This is a genomic window from Haloplanus ruber (assembly GCF_024494725.1).
Classification (GTDB): Archaea; Halobacteriota; Halobacteria; order Halobacteriales; family Haloferacaceae; genus Haloplanus; species Haloplanus ruber.
This window is the reverse complement of the sequence record NZ_JANHDK010000002.1, coordinates 444,724-458,443: the sequence shown is the minus strand read 5'-3', so window position 1 is coordinate 458,443 and position 13,720 is coordinate 444,724. Positions and strand designations below refer to the sequence as shown.

The 13,720-nt window shown below is 68.9% G+C and carries 10 protein-coding genes; 8 read left to right on the top strand and 2 right to left on the bottom strand.

Annotated elements, in window-relative coordinates:
* Window positions 1–65 precede the first annotated feature (65 nt).
* Window positions 66–2,405, bottom strand: coding sequence for a DEAD/DEAH box helicase (locus tag NO878_RS10395; protein WP_256405917.1), 2,340 nt, complete (start codon window positions 2,403–2,405; stop codon window positions 66–68).
* A gap of 90 nt (window positions 2,406–2,495) precedes the next feature.
* The gene (locus NO878_RS10390; protein ID WP_256405916.1) at window positions 2,496–3,947 is read right to left on the bottom strand and encodes an MATE family efflux transporter; all 1,452 of its coding nucleotides are present in this window, start codon (window positions 3,945–3,947) and stop codon (window positions 2,496–2,498) included.
* On the opposite strand from NO878_RS10390, the gene lipA reads away from it, so the two are divergent.
* The 8 genes from lipA to NO878_RS10350 all read left to right on the top strand — a co-directional run bounded on the left by lipA (window position 3,869) and on the right by NO878_RS10350 (window position 13,626).
* Window positions 3,869–4,975 (top strand): lipoyl synthase, encoded by a 1,107-nt coding sequence (gene lipA, locus NO878_RS10385; protein ID WP_343218059.1) that lies wholly within the window; start codon window positions 3,869–3,871, stop codon window positions 4,973–4,975. The genes NO878_RS10390 and lipA overlap by 79 nt on opposite strands.
* Before the next feature lie 133 nt (window positions 4,976–5,108).
* Window positions 5,109–6,101, top strand: coding sequence for an alpha-ketoacid dehydrogenase subunit beta (locus NO878_RS10380; protein ID WP_256405914.1), 993 nt, complete (start codon window positions 5,109–5,111; stop codon window positions 6,099–6,101).
* Entirely contained in the window at window positions 6,098–7,687 is a 1,590-nt protein-coding gene (locus NO878_RS10375; RefSeq protein ID WP_256405913.1) for a dihydrolipoamide acetyltransferase family protein, read from the top strand. The genes NO878_RS10380 and NO878_RS10375 overlap by 4 nt, the downstream gene beginning before the upstream one ends.
* A 64-nt stretch (window positions 7,688–7,751) precedes the next feature.
* Complete coding sequence (ilvA, locus tag NO878_RS10370; protein ID WP_256405912.1) at window positions 7,752–8,975, top strand: threonine ammonia-lyase; 1,224 nt, start codon at window positions 7,752–7,754, stop codon at window positions 8,973–8,975.
* A 122-nt stretch (window positions 8,976–9,097) separates the two neighbouring features.
* A complete protein-coding gene (gene gcvPA, locus NO878_RS10365; protein ID WP_256405911.1) occupies window positions 9,098–10,426 on the top strand; it encodes an aminomethyl-transferring glycine dehydrogenase subunit GcvPA in 1,329 nt (442 codons plus the stop codon).
* Window positions 10,423–11,898 (top strand): aminomethyl-transferring glycine dehydrogenase subunit GcvPB, encoded by a 1,476-nt coding sequence (gcvPB, locus tag NO878_RS10360; protein ID WP_256405910.1) that lies wholly within the window; start codon window positions 10,423–10,425, stop codon window positions 11,896–11,898. Before gcvPA ends, gcvPB begins: the two co-directional genes overlap by 4 nt.
* A 75-nt stretch (window positions 11,899–11,973) precedes the next feature.
* Window positions 11,974–13,221 (top strand): serine hydroxymethyltransferase, encoded by a 1,248-nt coding sequence (gene glyA, locus NO878_RS10355; protein ID WP_256405945.1) that lies wholly within the window; start codon window positions 11,974–11,976, stop codon window positions 13,219–13,221.
* An 81-nt stretch (window positions 13,222–13,302) separates the two neighbouring features.
* Window positions 13,303–13,626, top strand: coding sequence for a hypothetical protein (locus NO878_RS10350; protein WP_256405909.1), 324 nt, complete (start codon window positions 13,303–13,305; stop codon window positions 13,624–13,626).
* The last annotated feature ends 94 nt before the right edge of the window (window positions 13,627–13,720 follow it).

Sequence of the window (13,720 nt, the reverse complement as noted above, 5' to 3'; positions counted from 1 at the left end):
GAAGCGGCTAGTGTGTGGATGTTTCGCACGCGCCCGATATAGTTGTTCGGCTGATATATCGGCGACTACGTTACCCGAACCGTCCGCTCGGCCACGAACGGCCGCAACGGCAACTCGGGAAAGGACACCTCGACCCGGAACGCGAGTGTGTCCGCGTCGGCGCCGAACACGCCGACCGGCACGGTCGTCAGATCCGAGAGGTAGGCCGTCTTCTCGTGCATCTCGACGCCGTTGACGGTGACGCGGACGCCGACACGGGCGCCGCCGCCGTCGTTTCGCACCCGCACCTCGCACATCTCGCTGTCGCCGGGGGCGACGGTGTCGGGCAGGTCGTCCCACGCGACGGCGACCGCCGGGAGGTCGGCGGCCGCGTCGACGATTCGTTCGGCGACGCCCGCCGCGAGGCCGGCGCGTTCGAGTTCGTCTCCGCCGGCGGCGACCAAGTCTGCGGGGCGGGAGTGACCGCCGGTGGCGAGCGTACTCGCTCGGCCGGCGCCGACACCGTCGACGGCGGTGAGCGAGACGGCGTCGCGGCTGACGCCGTGTTCGACCCGGGCCTCCAGCCGACGGGCGAGGTTGGCCGCGCGGGGACCGGCAAAGCGGTCGAGAAACTCCCGGAGCGCCGCGAGCAGACGGAGGGCGTTCCGGCGGATGATCCACGCGTCGCTCCGCAGGTCCGCGGGCACGGAGTCGCTGGTGCTCGCCTGGAGGATGGCGAACACCTTTCGGCCGCCGTCGTCGAGGGCCGACGCCTCGCTCCCGAGGACGGCGTCGACGGCGTCGGCCTCGGACTGACGGGCGGAGACGGAGTCGAACTCCGCGGCCGCGGCGACGGTTTCGAGGACCGCGTCGGCGTCGATCCGGTCGCGCTCGGCCAGGTCGTGGAAGGCGGCCGCGGTCGAGAGCCGGAGATAGTATTTCGAGGCGAGGCGGCCGAGCGGCGTCGGATCGATGGTGAGGTCCTCACCCATGGCGACGAAGCCGCGGTCGACGAGGGATTCGAGCGTCTCGCGAACGCGGTCGCGGAGGCCGTCGAAGTCGTAGGCGGCCGGCTCCGAGGACGCCCGGACGTAGTAGTAGGTGGTCTCCAGCCACGAGAGCACGTCGTCGAGGTCGGCGATGGTCCCCATGGAAATCTCGGCGTTGAGGTGGGCATCGAGATCCGCGGCGAGGTGGGACTCGATTTCGGTGCCCTCCCGGAGCAGGCGGCGATAGCGGTCGGCGTCGGAGCGGTCGCAGATCACCCAGCCGTAGCCCACGTCGTCGTAGCCCGGGCGGCCGGCGCGACCGAGCATCTGCAGGAGGTCCAGCGGGCTGATGTCGACCTCGCCTTCCAAGGGGTCGTGATATTTGGTGTCGCGGACGATGACACAGCGAGCGGGGAGGTTGACACCCCAGGCGAGCGTCGACGTCGAGAAGAGGACGGCAATCTTCCCCTCGCGGAACCAGGATTCGACGCGGTCGCGGTCGTCCTTCGAGAGCCCGGCGTGGTGGAAGGCGACACCGTCGAGGACGGCTTTGCGGAGGTCGTCGTCGCCCAGGTTCTCGGCAGCCTGGTGGAAGTCGTAGTCTCCGCGGGAGCCGACGGGCACGTCCCGTTCGGCGAGTTCGTCGCGAGTCTTGGCCGCGGCGCTGACGGCGTCCTGTCGGGAGGCGACGAACACGAGCGCCTGGCCGTCCTCGCGGACGTGTGGTTCGGCGGTGTCGAGCGCGCGGTAGAGCCGACGGTACTTGTCGGCGAAGCTGTTCTCGCCGTGAGTGTAGGTCTTCACGCCGGTCTGCAGTTCGACCGGACGGTAGTCGTCGCCGAAGGCGAAGGTCGCCTCGGGCGGGGCGTCCAGCCAGTCGGACACGTCGCCGACGTTGGGCATCGTCGCCGAGAGCGCGACAAAGCGGGGGGCACAGAGTCGTCGCAGCCGGGAGACGGTGACTTCGAGGACGCCCCCACGGCGTTCGGAGTCCAGCAGGTGGACCTCGTCGATGACGACACAGTCCACGTCGGTGACGAAGTCGTAGCGCCGGGAGTCGTGTTTGCGGGTGGCCGAGTCCACCTTCTCGGGGGTCATCACGAGCACGTCGGCGTGACGCGCCCGGCGCGGGTTCAGGTCGCGTTCGCCCGTGACGACATACACCGAGTAGCCTAGGTCCTCGAAGCGCTCCCACTCGCTTTCCTTCTCGTTGGTGAGCGCGCGCATCGGGGCGATAAAGAGGGCGGTCCCCGCCTCACTCAGCGTCTTGCAGATGGCGAGTTCCGCCAGCGCCGTCTTGCCGCTGGCCGTCGGTGCCGACGCGACGACGTTGTGGTCGCTGTCGACGAGGACAGGCAACGCCTCGCGTTGCATCCGATTGAACTCCTCGAAGTCGAAGGCGTCGGCGAACTCCGGAACGGCGTCGGCGACCTTCACGCGGTCGGCACCCCCGGTCGGGCGTGGAGCGGGCGGCCGTGACGGGTCATATCCGCTTCCGGGGGCCGTGTGGGGAAAGGCGTTTCGTGGTCAGTCCGTCGGCGTCGCGGCGTCGTCGCCGTCGGCCTCGCTTGGGTCGACCCCGTCGGCGAACAGCCCCCCGCGGACGGCGCGGACGTAGTAGGCGGCAACGCCGACGGCCGCGGCGACGTTCGACCCCGTGACCGCCCAGAAGACGGCGGGGGTTCCCAGGTCAAGGCCGGGAACGACGGTGACACCGAGGATCGACACGGAGGCGGCAGCGGGCAGAGCAAGCGCCGCGACCGGCAGGCGAACCGCCCAGTATTTCAGCAGGTCGGCGACGAAACTCGTGCGGGTGCGGCCCGCGCCGTTGAACCCGGCGAGCATGAGGTCGACGGCGCCGATGGCGGGGTAGCCGTAGGCGAGAACACGGAGGTACTGAACCGTCAGCGCGAGGCCGTCGCCGGAGATGTCGGGGACGAACAGGCGGGCGACCGGGCCGGGGACGAGCCACTGGACGACCCCGAGGAGCGCGAGGGCGGCGGCGGCAATCCCGACGCCGACGCGGGTGGTACGGACGGCGCGGTCGGGGCGGTCCGCCCCCACGTTCTGTCCGACCATGCTCTGGGCGGCCTGCGCGAGGCCGCGTGAGGGGAGGACGGCGACACTCGCCACCCGCGCGCCGACGGTGTAGGCCGCGAGGCCGGCGGCGCCGCCGGCGAGGGCGACGATACCGACCAACAGGACGCGGACGCTCTGGCTGACGACCTGTCGGCCCGTGATGGGCGCACCGACCGAGAGGAGGGCACGGAGGTCGGAACGGGCGGGCGTGAGGTGGCGCCACGAGAGGCCCATCCGCGGGCCGACCGCGAGGGCGAGGGCGAGAGCGAGGCCGGCGGCGTAGCCAGCGACCGTCGCCAGCGCGGCCCCGCGAATCCCCATCCCGGGGATCGGGCCGCCGCCGAAGATAAACAGCGGGTCGAGCAGGACGTTGACGGCGACGGTGGCGACGTTGATGTAGAGTGAGGCCCGGGAGTCGCCGCGACCGACGAACCCGGCTTCGAGGGCGTCACTGGCGCCGGCGAGCGGGAGGCCGAGCGCAACGACGCCGAGGTAGAGGGCGGCGGCGGGCGCCACGTCGGGGCCGGCGCCGACCAGTGCGACGAGCGGACGGGAGACAGCGGCGACGCCGCCGCCGACGAGGGCGCCGAGTGCGATGGCGAGACCGACCCCGTGGACGACCAGTCGCCGCGCGCCGTCGTCGTTCTCGGCGCCAACTCGCTGGGAGACGAGAATCTGTGTGCCGACAAAGGGCGTCACTAGGAGGGCAAAGAGCAACCCGAGGAGGGGGATGGTGAGGCCGACGGCGGCGACGGCTGTCTCGCCGAGGCGGCCGAGCCAGAAGGTGTCGACCACCTGCTGGGCGACGCGGACGACGTTCTGTGCGACCAGCGGAACGGCGAGCGAAAGGAGGGTTCTGGGCACGGAATCCTCGACGATGGCGGCCCGCCGGTCGCTCATCGGCCAGGGATTCACGAACCACTGGCATAGACGTGTCGGTCACGGGGACACCGGTAGAGAGCCCACACGTTTTTGCGCGGCGGGCCAAAGAGGCGCATATGGCACGCAGGCGCAAGCCCGACTGGCTGAAGCAGCGGCCGCCGTCGGGCCAGCGGTTCACGGAGATCAAGGAGACACTCCGGGACCGGGACCTCCACACCGTATGCGAGGAGGCGAACTGTCCGAACCTGGGGGAGTGTTGGAGCGGGCGGAACGGCCCCGGCACGGCCACGTTCATGCTGATGGGCGACCGGTGTTCTCGGGCCTGTAACTTCTGTGACGTCGAGACGGGAGGGATGGAGGCGTTAGACCCCGAGGAACCGTCGAAGGTGGCCGACGCCGTCGCCGAGATCGGTCTCGATTACGTCGTCCTGACGAGCGTGGATCGGGACGATCTGCCGGACCAGGGGGCCGGCCACTTCGCACGGACAGTCGAGGCGATCAAGGAGCGCGATCCGGGAATCCTGGTCGAGGTGTTGATCCCGGACTTCCGGGGCGACCCGGCGCTCGTGGATCGGATCGTCGAGGCCGGGCCGGACGTCATCGCCCACAACGTGGAAACGGTCGAACGCCTCCAGTGGCCGGTCCGGGACCGCCGGGCGGGCTACGAGCAGTCGCTCTCGGTGCTCGAACGCGTCGCCGACACGGCGGACGTATACACGAAAACGAGTCTGATGCTCGGGGTCGGCGAGTACGACCACGAAATCTATCGCACGCTGTCTGACTGTCGCGAGGCGGGCGTGGACGTGGTGACGCTGGGGCAGTATCTCCAGCCTTCGCGCTCACACCTAGACGTCTACGAGTACGTCCACCCGGACGCCTTCGAGACGTGGCGCCGGGTGGCGGAGGCGGAACTCGGCTTCCTCTACTGCGCCAGCGGCCCGATGGTGCGGTCGTCGTACCGCGCAGGCGAGTTGTTCGTCGACGCCGTCCTCCGGGACGGCCGGAGTATCGACGAGGCGCGCCGCGAGGCCCACGCCGCGACCTGACGGGCCGAACGCATAAGACGCGGGGGAGCGAGAGGCCGGTCATGGAGCAGTGCCTCGCGGACGGCGGTGGACAGGTCCCGAGGCGGGAAACCGGATCGACGGTGGACACGGCGGACTCACGGCCGAAACACACATGAGCACCGACACACGGAACCTGACCCTGGTACAGGCGGTACGGGACGGCCTCGAAACCGAGATGCGGCGGGACGACGACGTGATCGTCCTCGGGGAGGACGTTGGGAGGAACGGCGGTGTCTTCCGCGCGACCGAGGGCCTCTACGAGACGTTTGGCGAGGATCGAGTGATCGACACGCCGCTGGCGGAGTCGGCCATCGTCGGCACCTCGATTGGGATGGCGGCCTACGGTCTCCGGCCGGTGCCCGAGATCCAGTTCATGGGGTTCATCTACCCCGCGTTCGATCAGATCGTCAGCCACGCGGCTCGCATCCGCTCTCGGAGTCGCGGGCGGTTCACCTGTCCGATGGTCGTCCGAGCGCCGTACGGCGGCGGCATCCGCGCCCCGGAACATCACTCGGAGTCCACGGAGGCATTCTTCGTCCACGAACCCGGACTGAAGGTAGTGGTGCCGTCGACGCCCGCCGACACAAAGGGGCTGCTGGCGTCGGCGATCCGCGACCCCGACCCCGTGATCTTCCTCGAACCCAAACTGATCTACCGGGCGTTCCGCGAGGAGGTGCCGGCGGACGATCACACGGTGCCGCTGGGCGAGGCCGCGGTCCGGCGCGAGGGGAGTGACGTGTCCGTCTACACCTGGGGGGCAATGACCCGGCCGACGATGGAGGCGGCCGAGACCCTCGCCGCGGAGGGGATCGACTGCGAGGTGATCGACCTGCGGACGCTCTCGCCGTTAGACCGGGAGACAATCGTCGCCTCCTTCGAGAAGACGGGGCGGGCGGCGGTTGTCCACGAGGCGCCGAAGACCGGCGGACTGGGCGCCGAACTCACGGCGATCCTCCAGGAGGAGTCGCTGCTCTACCAGGAGGCGCCGGTCGGGCGGATTACGGGCTTCGACACGCCGGTGCCGCTGTACGCCCTGGAGGATCACTACCTGCCGTCGCCGACGCGCATCGAGGAGGGGATCCGGGAGGTAGTCGCGTTCCCATGACCGTCGAGACGTTCCACCTCCCCGATGTCGGTGAGGGGGTCGCGGAGGGGGAACTCCTCCGGTGGCTCGTCGACCCGGGCGAGGAGATCACAGAGGATCAACCGCTGGCCGAGGTGGAGACGGACAAGGCGGTCGTCGATCTCCCGTCGCCGTACGCGGGGACGGTGACGGAACTGCACGTCACGGAAGGCGAGATGGTACCCGTCGGAACCGGCATCGTCTCGGTCGAGGTCGACGGCGACGACGACGTGGGTGACGCCGACGCCGCCGCCGACACCGGCAACGAGGGGACCGCCGAGGACGCCGGCGGTCGGCGTGCCTTCGCCGCCCCGAGCACCCGTCGACTGGCGCGTGACCTCGGGGTCGACGTGGACCGAGTCACGGGGTCGGGACCGGGCGGGCGCGTCACCGACGCGGACGTGCGGGCCGCAGCCGAGGCTGACACCGGGGACGCGGCCGCGACCCGTCCGGAGCCGCGGTCGCTCGATCCCGACGCGACGGTCGTGTCGACGGCGAGCGGCCTAGAGGCCGCAGGACGCACCCGCCGGGAGTCGGCCGCGACGGTCGAGGCGGCGAGCGAGGCAGTCGAGCGTGAGCGCGGGCAAGGGTTCGAGGAGACGGCCCGGGACCGGACGCTCGCGGCGCCGGCGACCCGACAGCTAGCGGACGAACACGGCGTCGACCTCGATGCGGTGCCGACAGATCGGGAACGCGACGGCGTCCCCTTCGTCACGGCCGCGATGGTTCGCGAGTACGCGGCGGCGGCGGAGCGCGCCGAGGCGGAGGAATCCACAGGTGCGACGACGACCGACAGGCCCGACGCGACGGCGGACGCGACGACGGCCGAGACGAACGGGGACGCGGCGACAGCCACCGAGGGGGAACCGAAGCCGGGCGACCGACTCCCGTACCGCGGGATCAGACGCTCCATCGGCGAGCGGATGGAACAGTCGAAGGAGACGGTCCCCCACGCGACCCACACCGACGAGGTGGACGTGACGACCCTGGTCGAGACGAAGGCGGATCTCGAACCGTACGCGGCCGAACGGGGCATCGACCTCACCTACATGCCGTTCGTGATGCGAGCGGTCGCGCGGGCGCTCGCGTCGTTCCCACGAGTCAACGCCGAACTCGACGCGGACGCCGGCGAGATTGTCTGTCACGACGCGTACAATCTGGGCGTGGCGACGGCGACGGACGCGGGCCTACTGGTGCCGGTGGTCGAGGACGTCGGCGACCGGTCGCTTCTCGACCTCGCCGAGACGACGGCGGAGAAGGTGACCCGGGCCCGCGACGGGAGCATCTCCCGGGCGGAGATGCAGGGCGGGACGTTCACGATTACGAACATCGGGGTGATCGGCGGCGAGTACGCGACGCCCATCGTCAACTACCCCGAGGTGGCGATCTTGGCGCTCGGACGGATCGAGCAACGACCGCGAGTCGTCGACGGCGAAGTGGTTCCCCGGCACACCCTGCCGCTATCGCTGTCTGTCGATCACCGTGTCGTCGACGGGGCGGTCGCGGCCCGCTTCACCAACCGCGTGATGGAACTGCTGGCACAGCCGTCGCGCCTGCTGGTCGAGTAGGGCCGACTCGGGTAACCTTACGGCAAGCACGCCCTTTATTCGGCCGTATGCGAGAGGAGAGAGCATGACAGAGACCGTCACACTCGCGGACATCGAGGCCGCCCAGGAACGCTTCGACGACCCGGCCATCGTCAGACAGACACCGATAGAGACGAACCGTTCGCTCGCGGAGATGTCGGGGGCGGACGTCCACCTGAAGATGGAACACCTCCAGCGGACGGGGTCGTTCAAGACGCGGGGAGCGTACAACAAGCTGAAACAGGAGGCCGAGTCGGGAAGCGACAAGCACGTCGTCGCGGCGAGTGCGGGGAACCACGCCCAAGGGGTGGCGCTGGCGGCGACGACGGTCGGACTCGACTCGACCATCGTGATGCCGGAGAACGCGCCACAGGCGAAGGTGGATGCGACCCGGAGCTACGGGGCGACGGTCGAACTCCACGGGGCGACCTTCGGCGAGGCGATGGACCACGCCAAGTCTCTGGGTGCGGAACCCGAGAACTTGTTCGTCCACGCGTACGACGATCCGGCCATCGTCGCCGGCCAGGGAACGCTCGGTCTGGAGATCAACGAACAGGTGCCGGACGCGGACACGGTCATCGTCCCTATCGGTGGCGGTGGGCTGATCGGCGGCATCAGTACGGCGCTGAAGGCGCTCAACGACGACGTGCGGGTGATCGGCGTCCAGGCGGATCTGGCGGCGACGGTGCCGGACAGCCTGCAGAAGGGGATGCCGGTCGACGAGGAGTCGCCGAAGACCATCGCCGACGGCATCGCCACGGGAAGCGTCTCTGGGTTGACCCTCGGTCTCATCGAGGACCACGTCGATAGGGTGATAACGGTGAGCGACGACGACATCGCGCGCAGCATTCTCGTCGTGCTGGAGCGGGCAAAACAGCTCGTGGAGGGAGCGGGCGCGGCGTCGGTGGCGGCGCTGCTGAGCGACGACGTCGACGTCGAGGGGGAGACGGTCGTCCCCCTGCTCTGTGGCGGCAACATCGACATGTCGATGCTCCAGACGGTGTTGACACACGCCCTGACCGACCGGAGTCAACTGCTCCGCCTGCGAATCCGCATTCGCGACCAGCCCGGCGAGATGGGGCACATCTCGGGGATCATCGGCGACCGGGGGGCGAACATCCGGACGGTCCGTCACGACCGAGCGGTCGGCGACCTAGAGGTGGGCGACGCCTACCTCGTCTTCCGAGTGGTCACGAGCGGCGAGAGCCACGCCAAAAACGTGATGAGCGCCATCGAGGACGCGGGCTACGAGGTCGAGCGCGTGAACTGACGGGAGGACGGGTGCTCTTGGCGCCCGAGGATCGCCAGTCGAGGCCGAAACCAGCATGATAGACCCGGTAGGACAGCACACAGCGCCGAATATATACGTCGAGCGTCCCGAAACCGAGTACTATGCCGTACGTGACTCACTCCGAGGCGGAGCGGTCGGAGATGCTCGACACGGTCGGGGTATCCGACCCCGACGCGTTGTTCGACATCCCCGACTCCGTCCGGTTCGACGGCGACTACGGGATCGAGGCACACTCGGAACGGGAGACGCGAGCGGCCGTCGAGGGGTTGCTCGACGAGTCGCCCGACCTGACCGAGTTTCTCGGTGGCGGCCACTACGATCACTACGTCCCGTCGGTCGTCGATCACCTCTCGCTTCGAGGCGAGTTTCTGACCAGTTACACGCAGTACCAACCCGAGATTACACAGGGGTTCCTCCAGGCGCTCTTCGAGTTCCAGTCGCTCGTCGTCGAGTTGACGGGTCTCGGCGTCGCCAACTGTTCGGTGTACGACCGTGCGACGGCGCTGGGCGAGGCGGTCCTCCTCGCCGACCGCGTGCGGGCGACTGACGGCGACACCGTATTGATCCCGGCGGACCTCCCCGACCGGGTTCGGTCGGTGCTCGATAACTACACCGACGGCCCGGAGATCACGGTCGAGACCTACCCGACGAGCGGGGGAACGGTCGACGTGGACGGCCTCGCCGATCAGATCGGCGCGGACACCTCGCTGGTGTACGCCGCGACGCCGAACGCGCGGGGCGTCCTCGAACCTGACCTGGCCGCGGTCGGTGACCTTGCCGACGACAACGACGCGCTGTTCTGTGTGGGGTCCGACGCCGTCGCCCTCGCACTGCTCGAATCGCCGGCGGCGTACGGCGCCGACGTGGTGGTGGGCGACGCGGGCGTCCTCGGCCTGCCGACCACCTACGGCATGGGACTGGGCCTGTTCGCGTGTCGTGAGGATTTCCTCCGGCAGGTACCGGGGCGACTCGTGGGCGCGGGCGAGGACGACGCGGGCAACCGAGCGTACACGCTGACCCTACAGACACGCGAACAGCACATCCGGCGGGAGCGGGCCACCTCGAACATCTGTACCAACCAGGCGTGGCTGGCGCTTCGAGCAGCCATCCACGCGGCGTGGCTGGGGCCGGACGGTCTCGTCGACCTGGCCGAGGAGTGCGTGACGGGAATCGCGGCGGCGTGTGAGCGGATCGACGCCCTCGACGGCTTCACGGCGCCGGTCTACGACGGCCACCACTTCCGGGAGGCGCTGATCGACACGGCGGCGCCCGCGGCGGACGTGGTCGACCACTGCCGGCACGCCGGCCTCGCCGTCCGGGCCGTCGAGGACGCTGGCGAGGAGCGACTCGCGGTCTGTGTGACCGACACCAATCAAGAGAGCGTGGACGACCTGGTCGACGCCCTCGCGGGCTACGGGGGTGGCGCATGAGCCAAAAACGGCACGAACGGCGGACTGAGGAAGCGGCCGAGGGCGACGACGAAGGCGATGCGCCACACCAGCAGGCGCGGTGGTACGACGGCGACCGGTACGAACCGCTGTTGGACGAGAAGAGCACGGACACCGTCACGGTGGAGTCGTCGCTGCCGGACGACCTGACGCGCGAGGAGTTGACCCTGCCGGATCTCTCCGAACCGGAGGTGACCCGCCACTACACCCGGCTCTCACAGATGAACTACGGCATCGACTCGGGGCCGATCCCGCTGGGATCGTGTACGATGAAGTACAATCCCGCGTTCACCGAGGACGTGGCGGCCCACCCGGGCAACCGGGTGCATCCCCTCCGGACGGACGAGGACAAACAGGGGATCTTGGGCCTGCTGTACGAACTGCAGGAGACGCTGGCGACGGTCGGCGGGATGGACGCGGTGACACTCCAGCCGCCAGCGGGCGCCGCAGGCGAGTTCACGGGTATCCAGGTGGCGAAAGCCTACCACGAGGCCAACGGCGAGGGTGAGCGAAGCGAGGTGATCGTCCCCGAGTCGGCCCACGGGACCAACTTCGCGAGCGCGGCGATGGCCGGCTACGACGTGGTGGAGTTGCCGTCCAACGAGGACGGGCGGGTCGCGGTCGACGCCTTGGAAGCGGCCGCGGGCGAGGACACGGCGTTGTTGATGCTCACCAACCCCAACACGCTGGGGCTGTTCGAGCGCGACATCACGGAGATTGCGGACATCGTCCACGAGGCCGGTGGCCTGCTCTACTACGACGGCGCGAATCTCAACTCCCTGCTCGGGAAGGCCCGGCCCGGTGACATGGGCTTCGACGTTATGCACTTCAACCTGCACAAGACGTTCGCGACGCCCCACGGCGGCGGCGGGCCGGGACAGGGCCCCATCGGCGTGAGCGCCGACCTCGCGCCCTTCCTCCCCACGCCGCAGGTACGAGAGGCCGACGGCGGCTACGAGACCTACGAACCCGACCACAGCATCGGGCGGGTCCACGAGTTCATGGGCAACTGGCTGGTGTTGGTGAAGGCGTACGCGTACATCCTCCGGCACGGCGACGTGGGACTGGAGCGGATCAGCGAGACGGCGGTCCTGAACGCCAACTACCTCGCCGAGCGGATCGAGTACGAGGTGCCCTACGGTCCCTTCCACCACGAGTTCGTCGCCAGCGCGGACGAGGACGCCGCCGACGTGGCGAAGGCGATGCTCGATCACGGCGTCCACCCGCCGACGACAAAGTGGCCCGAAATCGTCGACGAGGCGCTGATGACGGAGCCGACAGAGACCGAATCGAAGGCGCGGTTGGACGACCTCGCGGCGGCGTTCAACGCCGTCGCGGCGACCGACCCCGAGGACCTGGCGGCGGCGCCGAACGAGACGACCGCCCGTCGGATCGATCAGGCGGACGCGGCCCGGAACCCGCGACTGTCGTGGCACGCACTCGACGACACGTAGGCCGTCGGACGGTGTGAACGATTGGAGCGGACCACGCTACTTATTTTTCTGTTTTCCGTGCTCTAGCCCGTGACTGTGAACCACTCGCATCTTCGGGAGACCGACCCGGCAGTCGCGGAGGCCATCGCCGGCGAGGAGCGCAGACAGGAAGAGAACCTCGAAATGATCGCATCGGAGAACCACGTCTCCGAGGCGGTGATGGAGGCCCAGGGGAGCGTCATGACGAACAAGTACGCGGAGGGCTACCCAGGTGAGCGCTACTACGGCGGCTGCGAGCATATGGACACCGTCGAGAATCTCGCCATCGAGCGGGCGAAAGAGCTCTACGGCGCCGAACACGTCAACGTCCAGCCCCACAGCGGGACGCAGGCGAACATGGGCGTCTACTTCGCGGCCCTGGAGCCTGGCGACCGCATCCTCTCGCTGGACCTGAACCACGGGGGCCACCTCAGCCACGGTCACCACGTCAACTTCTCGGGACAGCTCTACGAGGTGGAACAGTACGGCGTCGACCCGGAGACGGGCTACATCGACTACGAGGCCGTCGCGGAACAGGCCGCCGAGTTCGATCCCGACATGATCGTCAGCGGCTCCTCGGCGTACCCCCGCGAGTTCGACTTCGAGCGATTGGGCGCCATCGCCGACGACGTCGGTGCCTACCACCTCGCGGACATCGCTCACATCACGGGGCTGGTGGCAGCGGGCGTCCACGTCAGTCCCGTCGGCGCCGCCGACTTCGTCACCGGCAGCACGCACAAGACCATCCGCGCCGGCCGCGGTGGGATGATCATGACGACCGAGGAACACGCCGAGGCGGTGGACAAGGCCATCTTCCCCGGTGGTCAGGGCGGGCCGCTGATGCACAACATCGCGGGCAAGGCCGTCGGCTTCGGCGAGGCACTCGAACCGGCGTTCACCGAGTACGCCGAGCAGGTGGTCGCGAACGCGAAGACGCTCGCAGACGTGTTCACCGACGCGGGGGTCCAACCCGTCTCGGGCGGCACGGACAAACACCTCCTGCTCCTCGATTTGCGGGAGTCACATCCGGATCTCACGGGCGAGGACGCGGAGGACGCCCTCGAGGACGTCGGCATCACGGTGAACAAGAACACCGTTCCGGGCGAGACGCGGTCACCCTTCGTCACCAGCGGGGTCCGGGTCGGCACGCCGGCGCTCACCTCCCGTGGCATGGGCACGGACGCGATGGAGACGGTTGGCGAACTCATCGTCGAGCGTCTGAACCACCCCGACGACGCGGGCGTGGCGAGCGAGGTGCGCGACGAGGTCGACCGACTCTGTGCGGAGTTCCCGGTGTACGAGTAGGCCATCCGTCACAGCGTCGTCTGGACCGATAGCTGGACGACCTGTGGGAGAATCACGCTGGCGAGGATCTGTGCCCACATCGTGAACGTCGTCGGATCGGTCCCCGTCGTCGCGCTGCCGTTCCCCGAGACGTCGGAGTCCCTCGGTCACTCCCTCGTTCATGTATCGGATGCCGACGGCCGCGAGAACGTGGCCGACCGGAATCGTCACCGCGAAGGGATTGCGGAGGAATCACAGCGCCGACCCCGTGAGCAACTGCCGAACGGTATTGCCGATCCCAAAGTTGGCGCAGAGAACGATTCCCACGAGGGGATACGGTGGATGCGAGCCGTTGCTGGGGAAGCGGCCGGCGAGCGCCTCGACCCCGAACCACGTGGCGAGCCGTTCGACCAGCAGTTGTCTTGATCCCACCCGGTCGGCTGATTCGAGCACGCCCCATGGAGCCGCCGCGGCCGTTTTCAACTTGCCTGTCGGCCGGCCCCGCCAGCTTTTATATTGC